The organism is Hyunsoonleella sp. J2K-J805, from assembly GCF_057167125.1.
Genome location: NZ_CM169901.1, coordinates 286,455 through 304,200, shown reverse-complemented (window position 1 = coordinate 304,200; position 17,746 = coordinate 286,455). Strand labels below are relative to the sequence as shown.

General features: G+C 34.7%; 20 protein-coding genes. 10 read left to right on the top strand and 10 right to left on the bottom strand.

From position 1 onward, the window contains the following. Positions 1–4: 4 nt before the first annotated feature. From AC1B0Z_RS01280 to AC1B0Z_RS01260, 5 genes are all read right to left on the bottom strand, one after another. On the bottom strand, positions 5–805 hold the full coding sequence (locus tag AC1B0Z_RS01280; protein ID WP_483793722.1) for a sensor histidine kinase: 801 nt from the start codon (positions 803–805) through the stop codon (positions 5–7). Beyond that, the gene (locus AC1B0Z_RS01275) at positions 781–1,503 is read right to left on the bottom strand and encodes a hypothetical protein (RefSeq protein ID WP_483793720.1); all 723 of its coding nucleotides are present in this window, start codon (positions 1,501–1,503) and stop codon (positions 781–783) included. Before AC1B0Z_RS01275 ends, AC1B0Z_RS01280 begins: the two co-directional genes overlap by 25 nt. A gap of 20 nt (positions 1,504–1,523) precedes the next feature. Next, positions 1,524–2,045 (bottom strand): hypothetical protein, encoded by a 522-nt coding sequence (locus tag AC1B0Z_RS01270; RefSeq protein WP_483793718.1) that lies wholly within the window; start codon positions 2,043–2,045, stop codon positions 1,524–1,526. Positions 2,046–2,123: 78 nt separating this feature from the next. Further along, the gene (locus AC1B0Z_RS01265; protein ID WP_483793717.1) at positions 2,124–2,750 is read right to left on the bottom strand and encodes a CPBP family intramembrane glutamic endopeptidase; all 627 of its coding nucleotides are present in this window, start codon (positions 2,748–2,750) and stop codon (positions 2,124–2,126) included. Then, on the bottom strand, positions 2,747–3,208 hold the full coding sequence (locus tag AC1B0Z_RS01260) for an Lrp/AsnC family transcriptional regulator (RefSeq protein WP_483793715.1): 462 nt from the start codon (positions 3,206–3,208) through the stop codon (positions 2,747–2,749). Before AC1B0Z_RS01260 ends, AC1B0Z_RS01265 begins: the two co-directional genes overlap by 4 nt. A gap of 158 nt (positions 3,209–3,366) precedes the next feature. Here AC1B0Z_RS01260 and AC1B0Z_RS01255 point away from each other — a divergent pair, with 158 nt between their 5' ends. Next, complete coding sequence (locus tag AC1B0Z_RS01255; protein ID WP_483793713.1) at positions 3,367–4,590, top strand: aminotransferase class I/II-fold pyridoxal phosphate-dependent enzyme; 1,224 nt, start codon at positions 3,367–3,369, stop codon at positions 4,588–4,590. Here the strand turns inward: AC1B0Z_RS01255 and AC1B0Z_RS01250 are convergent. From AC1B0Z_RS01250 to AC1B0Z_RS01240, 3 genes are all read right to left on the bottom strand, one after another. Next, positions 4,587–5,609, bottom strand: a complete 1,023-nt coding sequence (locus AC1B0Z_RS01250; RefSeq protein ID WP_483793711.1) for a metal-dependent hydrolase — start codon at positions 5,607–5,609, stop codon at positions 4,587–4,589. The genes AC1B0Z_RS01255 and AC1B0Z_RS01250 overlap by 4 nt on opposite strands. Positions 5,610–5,649: 40 nt before the next feature. Then, positions 5,650–6,420, bottom strand: coding sequence for a hypothetical protein (locus AC1B0Z_RS01245; protein WP_483793709.1), 771 nt, complete (start codon positions 6,418–6,420; stop codon positions 5,650–5,652). 142 nt (positions 6,421–6,562) lie between these two features. Further along, a complete protein-coding gene (locus AC1B0Z_RS01240) occupies positions 6,563–6,781 on the bottom strand; it encodes a hypothetical protein (RefSeq protein ID WP_483793707.1) in 219 nt (72 codons plus the stop codon). A gap of 110 nt (positions 6,782–6,891) precedes the next feature. On the opposite strand from AC1B0Z_RS01240, the gene nhaC reads away from it, so the two are divergent. The 6 genes from nhaC to AC1B0Z_RS01210 all read left to right on the top strand — a co-directional run bounded on the left by nhaC (position 6,892) and on the right by AC1B0Z_RS01210 (position 11,210). Next, positions 6,892–8,385: a Na+/H+ antiporter NhaC gene (gene nhaC / locus AC1B0Z_RS01235; RefSeq protein WP_483793705.1), complete on the top strand. Its 1,494-nt coding sequence runs from the start codon at positions 6,892–6,894 to the stop codon at positions 8,383–8,385. Positions 8,386–8,601: 216 nt separating this feature from the next. Further along, positions 8,602–9,246 (top strand): peroxiredoxin, encoded by a 645-nt coding sequence (locus AC1B0Z_RS01230; RefSeq protein WP_483793703.1) that lies wholly within the window; start codon positions 8,602–8,604, stop codon positions 9,244–9,246. Between the two features lie 74 nt (positions 9,247–9,320). Beyond that, a complete protein-coding gene (locus AC1B0Z_RS01225) occupies positions 9,321–9,629 on the top strand; it encodes a thioredoxin family protein (RefSeq protein WP_483793701.1) in 309 nt (102 codons plus the stop codon). An 84-nt stretch (positions 9,630–9,713) separates the two neighbouring features. Then, on the top strand, positions 9,714–9,971 hold the full coding sequence (locus AC1B0Z_RS01220; RefSeq protein ID WP_483793699.1) for a DUF6952 family protein: 258 nt from the start codon (positions 9,714–9,716) through the stop codon (positions 9,969–9,971). Positions 9,972–10,194: 223 nt separating this feature from the next. Next, positions 10,195–10,689: a tetratricopeptide repeat protein gene (locus AC1B0Z_RS01215; RefSeq protein WP_483793697.1), complete on the top strand. Its 495-nt coding sequence runs from the start codon at positions 10,195–10,197 to the stop codon at positions 10,687–10,689. An 11-nt stretch (positions 10,690–10,700) separates the two neighbouring features. Further along, positions 10,701–11,210, top strand: a complete 510-nt coding sequence (locus AC1B0Z_RS01210; protein WP_483795223.1) for a tetratricopeptide repeat protein — start codon at positions 10,701–10,703, stop codon at positions 11,208–11,210. 160 nt (positions 11,211–11,370) lie between these two features. On the opposite strand, the gene AC1B0Z_RS01205 is transcribed toward AC1B0Z_RS01210, so the two are convergent. Together AC1B0Z_RS01205 and katG are read right to left on the bottom strand one after the other, a co-directional pair. Further along, positions 11,371–11,838, bottom strand: a complete 468-nt coding sequence (locus AC1B0Z_RS01205) for an ankyrin repeat domain-containing protein (protein WP_483793696.1) — start codon at positions 11,836–11,838, stop codon at positions 11,371–11,373. A 76-nt stretch (positions 11,839–11,914) separates the two neighbouring features. After that, on the bottom strand, positions 11,915–14,131 hold the full coding sequence (katG, locus tag AC1B0Z_RS01200; protein ID WP_483793695.1) for a catalase/peroxidase HPI: 2,217 nt from the start codon (positions 14,129–14,131) through the stop codon (positions 11,915–11,917). 273 nt (positions 14,132–14,404) lie between these two features. On the opposite strand from katG, the gene tpx reads away from it, so the two are divergent. From tpx to AC1B0Z_RS01185, 3 genes are all read left to right on the top strand, one after another. Next, positions 14,405–14,911, top strand: a complete 507-nt coding sequence (gene tpx / locus AC1B0Z_RS01195) for a thiol peroxidase (protein ID WP_483793694.1) — start codon at positions 14,405–14,407, stop codon at positions 14,909–14,911. Continuing rightward, positions 14,904–15,272, top strand: a complete 369-nt coding sequence (locus tag AC1B0Z_RS01190) for a diacylglycerol kinase family protein (RefSeq protein ID WP_483793692.1) — start codon at positions 14,904–14,906, stop codon at positions 15,270–15,272. The genes tpx and AC1B0Z_RS01190 overlap by 8 nt, the downstream gene beginning before the upstream one ends. 63 nt (positions 15,273–15,335) lie before the next feature. Then, the gene (locus AC1B0Z_RS01185; protein WP_483793690.1) at positions 15,336–17,726 is read left to right on the top strand and encodes a DNA translocase FtsK; all 2,391 of its coding nucleotides are present in this window, start codon (positions 15,336–15,338) and stop codon (positions 17,724–17,726) included. Positions 17,727–17,746: the final 20 nt, after the last annotated feature.

Genomic DNA, 17,746 nt, shown 5'->3' with positions numbered 1-17,746 from the left:
CGTTTTAATTTAAAGGGTAGTTCAGTATTAATTCAACACCCTCATTAGGTTGCGATTTCAGAACGAGTATTGCACCAATAAGTTCCGCCCTACTTTTCATATTGATTAAACCTGAGCCTTTTTCAACCGTAGCCATATCAAAACCTTTGCCGTCATCTTTAGCGGTAATCTCTATATTATAAGCACCGTAATTTATGGTGATATTCAAATTTTTAGCTTCAGAATATTTTACAGAATTAGATAAAAATTCCTGAAGTATTCTAAAGACAATTATCTCATGGTTTTTATCGTTAAACGCTACCTTATCACCAATAATTTTTAGTTCTGCGGATGTAAACTTCATACGCTTTAAACGATCTAATTCATTGGTAATCGATTTTTCGAAACCTATATTTAAAATCACATCGTTGTTAAGCGTTTTAGATAAGGCACGCACTTCTTTTAACCCATTGCTTAAAGCTTCCGTAGTGTCTTTAAATTTATCCCTAACATCATCAGCCACTTGCATTTTAAGAATACTTAATTGCATACTGGCAAATGACAGTAATTGCCCAACGTTATCGTGTAGCTCCCATCCTATATTTTTAAGCGTTTGCTCTTGGGTTTCGGTTTGGGCTTTTACCATTTCCTCTTCAAAGGCGCGCTGCTGTTCAATTTTCTCTAAAAGCAATTTGTTCTTACGCTTTTGAAAAACTACAAAAAACACAATAACAAGCGAAGTAATGATTACCAAAACAGCAATCATGTATATCAACATGTAACGCTCTGAAGCGCTGCTTACTATTCGTTCTCCGGTTTGCACCATATTAAAGCAAAGATAAAAGTTAAATACATGAAAATATTTGCAAACAAGAAAACTAAACGTCTCAAATCATGAAATTCTTGGTCGTAAAACGATTTTCCAACTTCGTATTTGTAATATACATCATAGAAAGACATTGGTGAAATAATCAACCACCAAATAAAAATAGTTGCTGTGATGTAAAAATTGATGGATTTATAGAAGTGTAAAATTTTATCGCTCAATAAAATTTCGATAAAATATAAAACACAACAGGTAAATATAACCAATGCACCAAATAAATCGAGAGTTACAAAAAAAGAATTAAAAAACGCTTCCCAATGTAACGTAATATAGACTATGGAAAATATTAAAAACACATGTTGAAATGCTTTAACTATGTTTTTAAATAAGACAGTTTTTAAAATTCTTTGATAATAAAAGGTATAAAAAAATATAGCTCCAATGACCCAATAAAGGTTTGCCCACCAATGATTTTTTTCAAATTTTGTGCCTTTTAAAAAGTATAAAAATTTGTTAGGTCTTATAAAATAGTTGTAAGCAGCCAATAATTCTGCAAAGGCTATAAAGACTAAAAAAAAAATAAAATACCTAACTGGAGTTTTGCTGTATTTTTTGTAACAAAAAATTCCTGTTATTGCTGCTGAGAATTCTAAAAGAGCATATAAATAAAAATTATTATTTAATAAAAAATCAATCAATAGATGAACTAAAAACTATGTTAAGGATACTCGTTTCCTCCACCGCTTCCATGATTCAATGGCGGCATAGGTTTATCTTGTGTAATCATAAAACTAGCCACAGCTGCTTTAGAGGTGCCGCTTTTTGCAACAGGAGTTATAAATAGGGTATTACGGTTTTTAAGTGCTGGGTCGGAAGGGTTTTTACCGTAATTACCTTCAAAAACAGCTAAATCAGTAATTTCCACTTTTAGTGAATCCGCAATCTGTTCAACGAATTTAATATATTGTTTTACATCTTTTAAAGGCCATGACACATTAGTAGTTTTTTTTCTGGAATCTCCTACTAATTCTATTGAATCATCTATTTCAGTTTTATTGTTTTGCTTCCAATTTTTAAATAATTGCGTTGCTTCTTGCACACTTATTACGCCTTTTGGAGGCTTTACGTCTTTAACACCCATTGTGGGCATTTCAGTACTTTCTGTTGGTCTTGGACAAAAGAAATAGGTTAATACTGCTCCAATGATAAATCCTAAGATAATAGGTCCTAATTTTTTCATAATTTAATAATATTGGTTAATAATAGCTTGCCTAAAAATAGCAAAAAGATTCTACTCTGTGCGATAATTTTGAATTTTTTAGGTAGGAAAGCCTAACATTTCCCCCATACCTAAGGTAAACAACCAGCAACCATAAATGGCATGTTCAATAGAAACCAAAAGTGTGGATTTTGTTTTCAAAAAAGTTAAAGCAAATAAAATACCACCAAAAAATGTAAGGACTAATACCAAGGTGTTTTTGAAAAACATATGTCCCAAAGCAAATAACATGGCATTCATAAAAATAAATAACCTACTTGAACTAAATAGTTTAGCGTATCGCTTAAAGAAAAACGTACGATAAATGAGTTCTTGCGGATATACTGAAAACAAGGAATATACAAATAGAATAAATACCCAAAGCTTTGGCTTATTTAGTATTACGATAAATAGATCATCTTTATTAGTAATCCATAAAAACATAGTAGTTAGTGTCGCTATAACCAACAGCTTAACCAAAGTCCCTTTCCAAAAAGATACCCAATTTAGATTTGGTGCTATTTTAAATTGCTCTTGCTCTACTTTCAATAATACATAAATCACATACATAAAACCTACTAAACCAACGCCCAACTTTATAAATGGTGAGTAGTCAAGAGCAAAACTTATGGGAACTAAGATGAATATGACAAACAGCTCTAAGCACTTATAAGTAGTCGACTTCATGAAAAACGAATCACATTGGTTTGTTTTACTTCATTTATTACAAACATACTATGCGTACTGCCAATATGGTTTATTTTAGTTAGTTTTCTTACCATAAATTCCCTAAAAGCTTCCATATCGGTAACAATTACTTTTAAAAGGTAGTCGTAGTCACCACTGAGATGGTAACATTCTAAAACCTCATCAAGGTTGTTTACTTCTTTTTCAAAACTAAAAACATACTCTTGGCTATGCTGCAATAATTTTACATGACAAAAAGCAACAAAATTCCGTTTAATTTTTTGTTTGTTTATTAATGCGGTATAACCTTCAATAAAGCCCTCTTTTTCTAGTTTTTTAATACGTTCATAAACCGCAGTTACCGAAAGATCTAATTTATTTGAAAGCTCTTTATTGGTTTGTTTACTATCCTTTTGAAGATACTCCAGTAGTGCTTTATCAGTTTTATCAAAGACCATGGTTGAAAAATTTTCGTTTTAGGTGACCATCGACAACAAAATATAAATAATTTATCTATAATAGTAACTTTTTATAGTTTTATTTTCTAATAAATATAATTATTATTGATTTTAATTCTAATTATTTGGAATTTAGTAAGATAAAAAAACATAACGTTATGAGTTTTAAGCCTGCAAATAACATTCAGGATTTACAATATTTTGGAGAATTTGGGGGTGTAAATCCTTCAATTTCAGATTCGTCAACCTACACCTTTCTGTCTGCAAAAACTATGTTTGATACCTTTGAAGGTAATGCAGATGGCTGTTACTTATACTCACGCCACTCCTCTCCTTCGAACTTATATCTGGGCGAAGCATTGGCTGCTATGGAAAATACAGAAACCGCAAATGTTACAGCTTCGGGTATGGGAGCCATAACTTCAGTTATAATGCAATTATGCAATGCTAAAGATCATATCGTGTCCAGTAGAACAATTTACGGTGGCACTTATGCTTTCTTTAAAAATTTTACACCTAAGTTCAATGTTGAAACTACATTTGTCGATATCACAAAACTAGATGCGGTTGAAGCCGCAATCACAGAGCACACCAAAGTTTTGTATTGTGAATCTGTAAGCAATCCGCTTTTGGAAGTAGCAGATATTAAAAGCTTGTCAAAAATCGCTAAAAAGCACGGTTTAAAGCTGGTTGTTGATAATACCTTTTCTCCATTGTCCATTTCTCCAGCCGTATTGGGAGCAGATATTGTTATTCATAGTTTAACCAAGTTTATTAATGGCTCTAGCGATACTGTTGGCGGTGTTGTTTGTGGAACACAAGAATTCATCAATGACTTACGGGATGTAAATGATGGTGCCGGTATGCTGTTTGGTTCCACCATGGATAGTTTACGGGCATCTTCAATACTGAAGAACTTAAGAACCTTACATATCAGAATGCAGCAGCATAGCAAAAACGGACTGCATTTAGCCAAAAAGTTTGAAAAAAATGGTTTAAAAACGGTATACCCTGGACTAAAATCCCATCCTTCACACGAACTATTTAAACGCATGATGAATACTGAATATGGTTTTGGCGGCATGCTAACTATTGATGTGGGCTCTTTGGAGAAGGCTAACGAATTGATGGAATTGATGCAGCATAAAAACCTTGGATATTTAGCGGTAAGTTTAGGGTTCTACAAAACTTTATTTTCTGCCCCAGGAACCTCAACTTCTTCGGAAATTCCAGAAGACGAACAAAAAGACATGGGTTTAAGTGATGGGTTGATACGATTTTCCATAGGTTTGGATGCCGATATTAAACGTACTTACGAAATGATGCATGATTGTATGGTGCAATTGGGAATATTGGATAACAAAGTGCTAAATGCAAACTAGATGCCTTTAATACGCTCCCAGAGTGATTTAAATGCACTGTTCATATCATCTACTTTGGGTTCAAATGGCCTCATATTTAGCCTGTTGCCGTCCTTATAAAGCAATAAACTAAATACTGAAGTATTTGGGTTGTCTAAATCCAAAAGTGGGTAACGCAAATCGTTATATCGATATTCGTTGTTATTCACTTTATAAACACTGTAATACTGATTGCTAAACCACGCTAACCCTTTAATGTCATCGTATTCAGTGGCTTTTAAATCGCGCTGTTTTGGTACTTCCCTGAAATTTAAAAAACGGCTTTTAGTGTCAAATAAGGAATAGTCCGTCACATAATAAGCTGATTCAGTTTCTGCAATGGCATACCACAATATATTATTTAAAATAGCAGGTTGGGTACTAAATCTAGCTGCATTAATCTCATTCTCTTTCAAAGATTTTCTAAATATCGAATCTATATACAGTTTATTTCCCAATGTAAACAGCAAGTAAATGGAACTTATACCAATACCCCATTTTAACCACATACGTCTTTTAGCAGAAGTTCTTTTAAAAAACATTAATACTATTATACATACCAAAAAAGGTAAAGTATAAGCAGGATCTGCTACTGCAATATTGTTTAAGGCTACGCGATAGTTGCTAAATGGCGCAAATAACTGTGTGCCGTAAGGTGTAAAAGCGTCTAAAATTGGATGCGTAAAAAGGGTCCAAAAGAAAAGGGCTATCCAATCTTTGTGTACGGTAGTGTTTTTACGTTTCCCACTATCGTATAGCCTATGAACTAACCATCCCAATAAAAACGCTGCCAAAACCGAAAACAGAATGGAGTGCATAAACCCTCTGTGAAACAACATCGCGTCAATTTCGTTGCCATAAAACCAACTACCAACTATAACATCCAAATCGGGAATTGTGCCACCTATGGCACCAAATAATAAAGCTTTATTGCCTATTTTCTTGCCTAAAACTGCTTCACCACAAGCAGCGCCTAAAACAATTTGAGTGAGTGAATCCATATAAAGTCAGCAAAGTTAACTAACTTTTATTTATGAATAATTATGGTATCCTTCTTAGCCATACAGCAACTCGGGCACTATTAACATTTCCCGTTTCGGTAATAGAGCGAAACCCTAAAGTGGTTCCAGCGGGTATAGCAACAGGCGTAGCTAAAATTTCAGTATATGACATATTATCATTTGCACCAGTAGCCGTAAATCGAAAAAATTCTGTGAATGCACCATTTCCAGATATATCAACTACTGCCATTAACACAGCATTTGACGCATTAGACGTGTTATCAGCATGAAAACTTACTGCATATGCTTCCCAAGCTTCGGGCAATGGTACTCCAATAAAACCAGCATCCCCATTACCAAAAGACCATTCCATTTGATTATTAGCAAGATCTGCAGCCTCTTCTGCCCAAATCACTATTTTTTCATACCTGATTTTATTAGCGCTTATTTGTTGCCAGTTGGTGCCATCACTTTGTAAAGATATTGTGGTTTCACTATTAATTGCTGTAGCTGCTGTTCCTGTTAAATCTTGATAGCTAGAAACTGTAGGGGTATTAGTAGTGGGGTTTTTTATTACATATATTCTTCCAGTACATGTGTTTGCCGCTGGTAAGGTAATATTATGATTGCCGCCAAGAACAATAGTATGATGCGTGTCATCCAAGGTTAAATTTCCAGAAGTTGCAGTAATATTTGCAGATAGCGAACCATTTACGTCCAGAGTAGACACTGGAGTAGTAGTCCCAATACCTACTTGGGCATAGATACCAAAAGACAACAAGAAAAGGAATTGTGAGAGAATTCTTTTCATTTTTGCTATAGCAATATTTACAATTATCTAACAATAATAACGAAAAATCGGAAAGATAGTATAGAATATTACAGGTTTTTTTAGATTTTTCATTTTAATATAAGAATACCTACAAATTCGTTACTATATGCTTATTAGTGAACTATTTAGGTTTCTCCATAAGAATGCTCAATTCTTCAGGTAATATTAAAGTTTCAAAATCAAAATCTATAAGTTCAGATTTTGTCAAAACTTCACATTGTGCTTTCTTTTCAAAATTGAAACCTTTAGATAATTTATGGTTTAAACTTGACGAAAGTCCGTCATTTACCAAAACATAAAGAATAGCTAAGACAACCAAAAAAGAAAATGCAAAAAACATAACTAGAATATTTGGGGTTACTATGAATAAGACCCAAAAGACCCAAAAAAAGTCACCCTATTTTGAAAGAAATTAATAAAATCGTAACATTACATGACTAAAGCGCAATTATGGAAGACGATAAGAATATCTCAAAATTTAAGGCCAACGACCAAAGTATTATTGAAAATACCGAATTGAATATATGGGAAGCTTTAATCCCTGTATTCGCACTTGTAGGTTTGCTGGCCTATAATATATCGATTTATGGAGATGATGCCTTAAGCGGAAGCAATCAATTCGTACTTCTTTTAGGAGCTGCAATCGCAGCAATTGTTGGTTTTAAAAACAAAGTAACGTACAAAAGAATGTTAGCTGAAGTAGCAGAGAATGTTAAATCAACAGCAGGGGCGTTACTGATTTTATTAATGGTTGGTGCATTAGCAGGTACTTGGTTAATAAGTGGCATTATACCGTCTATGATATATTATGGGTTACAGATTTTAAATCCTACTATTTTTCTTGCCGCTTGTGTTATTATTTGTGCCATTATTTCTATCGCTACAGGTAGTTCTTGGACTACTTCTGCCACAGCTGGAATTGCTTTAGTTGGTATTGGTGAAACACTAGGGATTTCATTAGGAATGAGCGCTGGTGCTGTTTTATCTGGTGCTTACTTTGGAGATAAAATGTCGCCTTTAAGCGACACCACTAATTTAGCTCCTGCAATGGCTGGTGGCGAATTGTTTTCTCATATAAAATACATGACCTATACTACCATACCAACTATTATAATTACGTTAATCATATTTATTTTTATTGGATTAAGTATTGATACAACTGGAACACCACAAATTCAAGAGAAACTTCAAGCTATTGATGAAGCATTTAATATTACTCCATGGCTTTTTATCGTGCCAGTTTTAGTGATTTTTATGATTGTAAAAAAAACACCGCCACTAATTGCTTTACTTATCGGTGCGCTCCTAGGTGGCATAACTGCTGTTATTGCTCAACCACATATAGTAGCAAACATCGCCGGAGCAGAATCATTAAATTTCAATTCGGGATATAAAGGAGTTATGAATGCGCTTACTGTTGATACTGCCGTAGAAACCTCCAGTGATGAATTGAATGATTTGTTTACAGCTGGAGGCATGAAGGGCATGTTAGGAACCATATGGCTAATTATATGTGCCATGGTTTTTGGTGGCGTTATGGATGCCATTGGTGCTCTTTCAAGAATTACTAAGTCGCTATTAAACATTGCATCAACTACATTTGGGTTATTTGCAAGTACGGTTGCTAGTTGTCTTGCCTTAAATCTTACTGCTTCGGATCAGTATCTAGCGCTTGTTGTACCGGGAAAAATGTTTAAAAAAGCATATGAAGATAAAGGACTGGCTCCTGAAAATTTAAGTAGAACCCTTGAGGATTCGGGAACGGTAACGTCAGTCTTAATTCCATGGAATACTTGCGGTGCTTATCATTCAAAGGTGTTATTTGGTTATGCTGGAGCAACTGCTTATATTCCTTATGCTTTTTTCAGTATAATTAGTCCTTTTATGACACTACTTTTTGCCGCTTTTCATATTAAAATCAGACAACTTTCAAATTCTAAATAAGAATACATCACCCCTTTTTGGTCAAGTATGAGAACTTGATAATTCTAATCATCATTTTTTACATGATTCTCAAAAACAAGCATTGGTTTTTGAATCGATACACAAATGCTATTCTTCAATAAAATTTACTAATTACATTCTATTTTCACAGGTGTTTTACAATGGTAATTTTGCCTAAGATTAGAATATTATTAATTAAACATCACTTATAAAATTATGGCATTAGTAGGAAAAAAATTTCCAGATTTAAACGTAAACGCAATGAACGATTTGGGCGATACATTTAAGTTAAACGTATTAGAAGAAGCAGTAAATAACAAGAAGAAGGTAATCTTATTTTGGTATCCAAAGGATTTTACTTTTGTATGCCCAACAGAATTACATGCATTTCAGGCAGCTTTAGGTGAATTTGAAAAGCGCAATACTATTGTAATTGGCGCATCTTGTGATACACCCGAAGTACATTTTGCTTGGTTAAACACCGAAAAAGACAATGGCGGTATAGAAGGTGTAACCTACCCGCTTTTAGCAGATTCTAACAGAAATTTAGCTTCTACTTTAGGTATTCTAGATATTACAAATGAAACGTATAATGAAGAAACTGGTGTGGTAACTGTGGAAGGTGATAACGTGACTTACAGAGCTACTTACATCATTGATGAAGACGGGATTGTACAGCACGAAAGTATCAACAACATGCCTTTGGGTAGAAACGTTCAAGAATACTTACGTTTAGTAGATGCCTTAACTCACGTTCAGGAAAAAGGAGAAGTTTGTCCTGCAAACTGGGAAGAGGGAAAAGATGCAATGAATGCTAATAGAGACGGTGTAGCAGATTATTTAGCTGCACATGTAAATTAAGAAATTCCAAAAATTCAAATTCCAAATTTACCCTTTTGGAATTTGGGATTTAGATATTAAAAAGTTAAACAGTTATGGTAAAAGAATTAGATCAAGATAATTTACAAGAATTAGTTTCTAAAAATGAAACTGTTGTAGTGCAATATTCAGCTACATGGTGTGGCAACTGCCGTATTATGAAACCAAAAGTTAAAAAGTTAGCCTCAGAATTGGAAGATATAACTTTCGTTATTGCAGATGCCGAAAAGTTTCCAGAATCTAGAAAATTGGCTACGGTTGATAATTTGCCAACTTTTGCAGCTTTTAAAAAAGGGACTTTTATAAACCAGGTACAAACTAATAAGTTTGATGTTTTAAAAGAGCTCGTTGAAGAAGTTGCTTAATGTTTTCGCTTACGCGGAAGTTGATGAAGGCAGATGATTTTAAAAAGATTTCCGCCTTCCCGGAAATGACAAAATGTACTATTTATGAAGTTACCAGTAATTAAGCATTTAACGAATTTTATTGAGGAGAACGACGAAGATTTTGTTGTTGAAACCATTGAAACCTTAGAAGCTTTAACAGAAGTACCGTCTTTAAAGGATGAAGAACTAGACGTTATAGGAGAATTGATCTCCAACATGTACGGCGCTATTGAAGTTCATAAAATGGTAAAGAACGGCTCCCCAAAAAAAGAAGCATTAAATAGTTTTATGAGTCGGGTTATGGGCTCTATTGACACTTAATTGATAAAGAAAAATTTGACATTTAAAGCCATCTCTTTTGAGGTGGCTTTTTTTTTCTGCAAAATTGACTTTGTAAAAAATTTCAACTACCTTCGTTCCTGCCTGTCAGCAGCCAGGTACCGTTAGATATAAGCCATTAAATAATGCCGTATATCCGTCAACACACTGTGCTTCATTTTGACCCTTCCTGAATAAGGCTACCTAATTTTAAAAATAAACCGATATGAAAAATTTAGTTGGATTTATATTCCTCTTAAGCACCTTTAATTTGTTTGCTCAAACCAATCTTTTTTTTGAAACGAAAAAAAAAGCTGAAGAAGGTAATTTAATAAAGCAAAAGGAGCTAGGAGATTTTTACTATTACGGAAAAGAAGGAATTGAAAGAAATTTAGAAAAATCTATTTTTTGGTACCGGAAAAGTGCTGAACATGGTAATAGTGAAGCTCAATTCAATCTAGGTTTTGCTTATCATTTTGGTGAAGGTGTTAAAATTAACTACTTACTTGCTCGACAATGGTATTTGAAAAGTGCTGAGCAAAATAATCAGTTTTCTCAATATCGTCTTTCTACATTATACTTTCTAAATAAAATCGACGTGCCTTTTAAAAATAAAGAAGTCTTAGAACTGGCAACAAAAAGCGCAGAGCAGGGATATGCCAGAGCACAAAGCTTCTTATCATCATTATATAGAGAAGGGGAAATTGTAAATAATGACTAAAACAAGCCTTTATTTGGGCCTTAAAAAGCGCTGAACAAGACTTTACTAATGCACAAGTAATAGTTGGTGAAATGTACCGTTTAGGAGAAGGAACGGAAGTTGACAATAAAAAATCATACTATTGGTATGAGAAAGCAGCAAAAAAGGGAGACATTACAGCACAGTTTTGGATTGCTAAACTACTATTTCATAATAAAGAGTATTCAGATTCATTTCTTGAGTTCACTAAATGTTATGAAATGGATAAAAACACCTGTGGTAGAGAATTAGCAGGTATGTACTACTATGGGTATGGTACAAAAAAGGACAAGATAAAGTCAAAATATATTCTAAGAGATTTAGGTTATGTAAGATGTTTAACTTGCTGGGGTGGTGGTAACGTAGATTGTGAAAAATGCAAGGGAAGCGGTAAACAGTATTATGACTCGGGTCGTGTCAAAGGCAAATGCTTATACAATTGCAATTATGGTCAAGTATATTGCAATGTATGTGATGGTATCGGATTATATGATCCCAATTAACAAATATAAAAGCGTTTTACAACAATGGCTAAAGTAATTGCTTGTTCTCGCCTATTTCTGAAAATCCTCTCGGATTTTCAGTTTGTTGTATACTTTTATAGTTAAGTGCCAACACATGCTACTACTAATAGCCCAACCGTTAAACGAAACTCTCAAAAAATCACTTTAACAATCCAATAACTTCCCGAAACTTCTTTTGTTCAGCATAATCTAAAGCTGTTCTTCCTTCATTATCTTTTACAGTTGCATCGGCTTTATGCTTCAACAATAATTCCACCATTTTAGTTTGCCCGTACATACTTGCAAAAATTAAAGGCGTGTAACCTAAATTGTTTTGGGCATTTACATTCGCGCCATGTTTAAGCAGTAGTTTTGCTAAATCTGTATTTCCTTTAAAAGCTACACCAATAAGCGCCGTATTTCCAGTACCATCGGTATCATCTACTAAAGCGCTGTATTCCAATAATGTTTGAACTATAGCCTTTTTATCAAAATAGGATGCAAAAATCAATGGAGTAAATCCTCTTTGGTCTTTTCCATTAACCAATTCGGGGTGCGCTTTTAATAAGGTTGCTATGCGATCTTTATCTCCCGATTGTATCGCACCAAAAAATTGTGTAATGTCCATAACAACAAAGTTTAAAATAAAATTGGGATAAGCACAATGAAATGCCCATCCCAATTTCAACTATCAATACATCAAACTATTTTAAATCAAATCTATCAGCATCCATCACTTTGGCCCAGGCTGCAACAAAATCGTTTACAAATTGCGCTTCTCCGTCATTAGCACCATACACTTCGGCTATGGCTCTCAATTCGGTGTTAGAACCAAAGATTAAGTCAGCACGAGTTCCAGTAAATTTTGCAATACCTGTTCTTCTATCTTTTCCTTCAAAAATGCGATCATCGGAAGATATAGCATTCCAAGTATAAGCGAAATCTAAAAGATTCGTAAAGAAATCGTTTGTTAAGTGACCTACATTATCAGTAAACACGCCATGATTTGAACCATCATAATTGGCTCCTAACACACGCAAACCACCAACTAACGCAGTCATTTCTGGAATAGATAAGTTCATTAAATTGGCCTTATCTACCAATAAATCTTCAGCAGCAACCTTTAATTCATCCTTAATATAATTTCTAAAACCATCTGCTAAAGGCTCTAAATAGCCAAACGATTCCAAATCAGTTTGTTCTTGAGATGCATCTCCTCTACCTTGGGAGAATGGCACTTCAATGGTATGTCCTGCATTTTGTGCTGCTTCTTCTACACCTGCATTTCCTGCTAAAACAATCAAATCCGCCATAGACACCTCGCCCTTGAATTCTTTTTGGATACCTTCTAAAACGTTTAAGATTTTACTTAGTTCCTGTGGATTGTTCACTTCCCAGCTACGCTGAGGCTCTAAACGAATACGTGCGCCATTGGCACCTCCGCGCTTATCAGAATCTCTATAAGTAGAAGCTGAAGCCCAAGCAGTTTTTACCATTTCGGAAATAGTTAATCCGGAAGCCAAAATCATCTTCTTCAGGGAGCTAATGTCAGCATCGCTTAAGGTATAATTCACTTTTGGAATAGGATCTTGCCAAATTAACTCCTCTTGTGGCACTTCTGGTCCCAAATAACGGTCTACAGGTCCCATATCACGATGGGTTAACTTATACCAAGCTCTGGCAAACGCATCTTCAAATGCCGCATGGTCTTTATGAAAACGCTTTGAAATCTCTAGGTATTTAGGATCAATTTTCAATGCCATATCAGCTGTACTCATCATTAGAGCTTGAGTACCATTACCTCCTGCTGCTGGTGCTTGTTTAGCATCTGGGTTTTTTGGTGTCCATTGGTGCGCACCTGCTGGACTTTTTGTTAATTCCCAATCATAATTTAACAATACATCAAAATACTCATCGTCCCAACGGGTTGGATTTGGTGTCCATGCCCCTTCTAAACCACTAGTAATGGTATCGTCAGAAACACCAGATTTGTAGTTATTCTTCCAACCGGTACTCATTTCTTCAATAGACGCCCCGTGAGGTTCTGGCCCTACATATTTATCAGGGTCTGCCGCACCATGCGCTTTTCCAAAGGTATGTCCTCCTGCTACTAGCGCAACAGTTTCTTCATCATTCATTGCCATTCTACCAAAAGTTATTCTAATATCATGAGCAGATTTCATTGGGTCTGGAACACCGTTTGGCCCTTCAGGATTTACGTAAATTAATCCCATATGCACCGCTCCTAGGTGTCCTTCTAAATCACCATCACTCGTATCATAGCGCTCATCGTTATCTAACCAACCTGTTTCACTTCCCCAGTAAATATCTTGCTCTGGCTCCCAAACATCCTCTCTTCCGCCTGCAAAACCAAATGTTTTAAAGCCCATAGACTCTAATGCGCAATTTCCTGCTAAAATCATTAAATCTGCCCAAGACAAACTTTTCCCATATTTCTTTTTTATAGGCCATAATAACAGGCGTGCTTTATCTAGATTTCCATTATCTGGCCAACTGTTTAATGGCGCAAAACGTTGAGATCCAGAAGATGCACCTCCTCTACCATCACCAACTCTATATGTTCCCGCACTATGCCATGCCATACGAATCATAAATGGTCCGTAATGTCCATAATCTGCTGGCCACCAATCTTGAGAATCTGTCATTAAATCAATTACCTCTTGCTTTAAAGTAGCATAATCTATGCTCTTAAAGGCTTCGGCATAATCAAAATCCTTATCAAAAGGATTTGATCCTTTTCCATGCTGACGCAGGATGTTAAGCTTTAACTCGTTTGGCCACCAATCTCTATTATTGGTTCCATTACCTGCCGTTTGTTTTTGCGTGCCGCTTAAAAAAGGACATTGACTAGCATCAGAACTATTAATGTCAAATGCGTCGCTGTGAGGGTTGTTGTTCATATTTTATGGTTTTTATGTTCGATTAAAATTATATTCACTACGTAAAAATACATGAATTCATAATTTTCTAATTAGTCGAGACATTTTTAATAACTATACAATAATCATTAAATTCTATTATTTTTTAAAAAGCTATAGTTTTTATAAATTACCATGTTTTTAATCTTGATGCATTTACACCATACTCTTAATTATTTCTTAAAGATTACAACTATTATGATTTAGGCATATCAATTATTACTATTTTAGAAGTCTGAATTAAAAACAAAAAACATGGCTAAAATTACATTAAAGGGTGATGCTATACATACCTCAGGAAATTTACCAGAGGTAGGAACAATAGCTCCAGATTTTTTATTAACTGCTACAGATTTGTCCATAAAAAGTTTAAGCAATTACAACGGCAGTAAATTAGTTTTAAATATATTCCCAAGTATTGATACAGGAACTTGTGCGCAGTCTGTTAGAGAATTTAACAGGGAAGCTAGCGAATTGAAAAACACCAAAGTGCTATGTATTTCTAGAGACTTACCGTTTGCACAAGCTCGTTTTTGTGGCGCAGAAGGTTTAGACAATGTTATAAACTTATCCGATTTTAAGGATGGAAGTTTTGGTAAAGCCTATGGTTTAAACTTTGTAGATGGACCACTAGATGGATTACATTCAAGATGTGTTGTAGTAATTGATGAAAATGGTGTTATAAAATATACTGAACAAGTTGGAGAAATTATAGATGAGCCTAATTATAAAGCAGCATTGGAAGCGCTCTTAGATGGCTAAAAAAGAATCCTTCTTAAAGAATAGAATAAAAAGTATAGGCTATGCCTTTAAAGGTGCTCTTTTATTAATTACTAAAGAGTCAAGTATAAAAATCCAGCTGGTTATTGCAATGATAATGACCGTTGCTGGATTTTATTTTGAGATTTCAAAAACCGAATGGCTCATTCAAATACTTACTATTGCCCTAGTTATGGGACTGGAAGGTTTAAATACAGCTATTGAAGAAATAGCAAATTTTGTACATCCAGAATACCATAAAAAAATAGGCTACATTAAAGATGTTTCTGCCGGCGCAGTTTTTATAGCCGCTATTTGCGCAATAATTATTGGGTTTATTATTTACATTCCTAAGTTTACTTAAAAATACTAATCATCTAGGATAAACGTTAGTAATTTGTATTTTTGCTTAAACTAAGGCATACCAATGGCGAAGAGAACCAAAACTAAAAAACCTACTAAATCAAAATTCAAAAAGCCAAGCTTTAAGTTGTCCAATCAACAAAAGTTAGTTTTTGGTAGTTTCTTGGTTATTTTCGGCATTATCCTCTGTGTATCTTTTATTTCATTTTTCTTTACTGGCAAAGCAGACCAAAGTACTCTTTCAGAGTTTGCAACACGCGATGCTGAAGCCAAAAATTGGTTAAGCAAAATAGGCGCTTGGTTAAGTGATTTTTTTATTCAGCGTGGATTTGGAGTTGCTTCTTTTATTTTATCAGGTTTGGTTTTTTTGTCAGGGATCTATGTCCTTATGGATATTAAAAAAGCAAAACTGAGAAAACATTGGTTTTGGGGTATTTTGATAATGATTTGGTTTTCGGTGCTTCTAGGATTCTTTTCATCAAAAAACGACATATTAGGAGGTACTGTTGGTTTTGAAATTAACAGCTTTTTACAAGATTATATTGGAAAAATAGGTACAGTACTGCTATTGATTTTAGGTTTTATCACTTATCTCGCCATGCGATTTAAGGTAACTTTTGAAAGTTTCAAACGTTTATTTTCATCTGCGAAAAAAGATATTAAGAATGAATTTTCAGGTATAAAAGAAGACACATTTGCGGTAGACAATAACCTATCGGATGAAGCAGAAGCTTTTAAAACAGCTTTTGATATTCAGATGGATGAGGCTCCAAAAGGCGAGCCTATAAAGAAGAAAGAGACGGCTGTAAAAGAAACTGCTCCTATGGAAGTAAAAGTTTCTAAACCAGAACCTGAAGAAGATCCAGAACTTGAAATAAAAGTTGAAACAGTTAAAGAAGAAATTACAGAAACAGATAATTTAGCGAATAAACTTGTTGAAGACTTTGGTTTATACGACCCAACTCTAGAATTAGGCAATTACCAATTCCCTCACATTGACTTATTAAAGAAGTATGATACTGAAGGTATTACTATAAATCAAGAAGAACTCGAAGAGAATAAGAATCGTATTGTTGATACGCTTAATAACTACAAAATAGGTATTGCCAGCATAAAAGCTACAATTGGACCAACGGTTACACTTTACGAAATAGTACCTGAAGCCGGTATCCGTATTTCAAAAATCAAAAATCTGGAAGACGATATTGCCCTTTCACTTTCGGCTTTAGGCATACGTATCATTGCACCCATTCCTGGAAAAGGCACCATTGGTATCGAAGTACCAAACAAAAATGCAACTATAGTTTCTATGCGCTCTGTAATCGCATCAAAGAAATTTCAGAATTCTGAAATGCAACTACCTATTGCATTAGGAAAAACAATTAGCAATGAAACGCTTGTTGTAGATTTAGCAAAAATGCCACACTTATTGATGGCAGGTGCAACGGGACAAGGTAAGTCTGTTGGTTTAAATGCCGTATTAACCTCATTGCTATATAAAAAGCACCCTGCAGAAGTAAAGTTCATTCTGGTAGATCCGAAAAAGGTGGAATTGACATTGTTCAATAAGATTGAACGTCATTATCTAGCAAAATTACCTGATAGCGAAGAGGCCATAATCACTGATAACACAAAGGTTATCAATACATTAAATTCGTTGTGTATTGAAATGGACAACCGTTATGAACTTCTTAAGAACGCTATGTGTAGAAATATTGCGGAGTACAACAAGAAGTTCAAAGCTCGTAAGTTAAACCCCAACGATGGGCATCAGTTCTTGCCTTACATCGTTTTGGTGGTAGATGAATTTGCCGATTTGATTATGACTGCTGGAAAAGAAGTGGAAACACCTATTGCACGTTTAGCACAATTGGCACGTGCTATTGGTATTCATTTAATTATAGCAACGCAACGACCCTCGGTAAATGTAATTACGGGTATTATCAAAGCGAATTTCCCTGCGCGAATTGCTTTTAGGGTAACTTCTAAGATAGATTCTAGAACTATTTTGGATGGTTCGGGAGCAGATCAATTGATTGGTCGCGGAGACATGTTATATACCCAAGGCAATGACATTACCCGTGTACAATGTGCTTTTGTTGATACACCCGAAGTAGAAAAAATAACGGATTATATTGGGTCTCAAAAAGCATATCCTGAAGCATATATGTTACCAGAGTATATTGGCGAAGAAAGTGGCACAAGTCTTGATATAGACATTGAAGACAGAGATAAATTGTTTAAAGATGCTGCTATTGTTATCGTTACTGCACAACAAGGTTCCGCTTCTTTATTACAGCGAAAACTAAAATTAGGGTATAATAGAGCAGGTCGTTTGATTGATCAGCTAGAAGCTGCAGGTATTGTAGGCCCTTTTGAAGGTAGCAAAGCACGACAAGTGCTAGTACCAGATTTAGCATCTCTTGATGAGCTATTAGAAAATGAAAATATGTAATTTTGTATTAAAGTAAAAAA

Excerpts from the sequence above, each read along its gene's own strand:
- AC1B0Z_RS01245 (WP_483793709.1), bottom strand. The coding sequence starts at position 6,420 with ATGAAAAGAATTCTCTCACAATTCCTTTTCTTGTTGTCTTTTGGTATC.
- AC1B0Z_RS01255 (WP_483793713.1), top strand. The coding sequence starts at position 3,367 with ATGAGTTTTAAGCCTGCAAATAACATTCAGGATTTACAATATTTTGGA.
- AC1B0Z_RS01190 (WP_483793692.1), top strand. The coding sequence starts at position 14,904 with ATGGCTAAAAAAGAATCCTTCTTAAAGAATAGAATAAAAAGTATAGGC.
- AC1B0Z_RS01230 (WP_483793703.1), top strand. The coding sequence starts at position 8,602 with ATGGCATTAGTAGGAAAAAAATTTCCAGATTTAAACGTAAACGCAATG.
- AC1B0Z_RS01185 (WP_483793690.1), top strand. The coding sequence starts at position 15,336 with ATGGCGAAGAGAACCAAAACTAAAAAACCTACTAAATCAAAATTCAAA.
- AC1B0Z_RS01280 (WP_483793722.1), bottom strand. The coding sequence starts at position 805 with ATGGTGCAAACCGGAGAACGAATAGTAAGCAGCGCTTCAGAGCGTTAC.
- AC1B0Z_RS01270 (WP_483793718.1), bottom strand. The coding sequence starts at position 2,045 with ATGAAAAAATTAGGACCTATTATCTTAGGATTTATCATTGGAGCAGTA.
- nhaC (WP_483793705.1), top strand. The coding sequence starts at position 6,892 with ATGGAAGACGATAAGAATATCTCAAAATTTAAGGCCAACGACCAAAGT.
- AC1B0Z_RS01250 (WP_483793711.1), bottom strand. The coding sequence starts at position 5,609 with ATGGATTCACTCACTCAAATTGTTTTAGGCGCTGCTTGTGGTGAAGCA.
- AC1B0Z_RS01205 (WP_483793696.1), bottom strand. The coding sequence starts at position 11,838 with ATGGACATTACACAATTTTTTGGTGCGATACAATCGGGAGATAAAGAT.
- AC1B0Z_RS01265 (WP_483793717.1), bottom strand. The coding sequence starts at position 2,750 with ATGAAGTCGACTACTTATAAGTGCTTAGAGCTGTTTGTCATATTCATC.
- AC1B0Z_RS01240 (WP_483793707.1), bottom strand. The coding sequence starts at position 6,781 with ATGTTTTTTGCATTTTCTTTTTTGGTTGTCTTAGCTATTCTTTATGTT.
- AC1B0Z_RS01260 (WP_483793715.1), bottom strand. The coding sequence starts at position 3,208 with ATGGTCTTTGATAAAACTGATAAAGCACTACTGGAGTATCTTCAAAAG.
- AC1B0Z_RS01220 (WP_483793699.1), top strand. The coding sequence starts at position 9,714 with ATGAAGTTACCAGTAATTAAGCATTTAACGAATTTTATTGAGGAGAAC.
- AC1B0Z_RS01225 (WP_483793701.1), top strand. The coding sequence starts at position 9,321 with ATGGTAAAAGAATTAGATCAAGATAATTTACAAGAATTAGTTTCTAAA.
- katG (WP_483793695.1), bottom strand. The coding sequence starts at position 14,131 with ATGAACAACAACCCTCACAGCGACGCATTTGACATTAATAGTTCTGAT.
- tpx (WP_483793694.1), top strand. The coding sequence starts at position 14,405 with ATGGCTAAAATTACATTAAAGGGTGATGCTATACATACCTCAGGAAAT.
- AC1B0Z_RS01215 (WP_483793697.1), top strand. The coding sequence starts at position 10,195 with ATGAAAAATTTAGTTGGATTTATATTCCTCTTAAGCACCTTTAATTTG.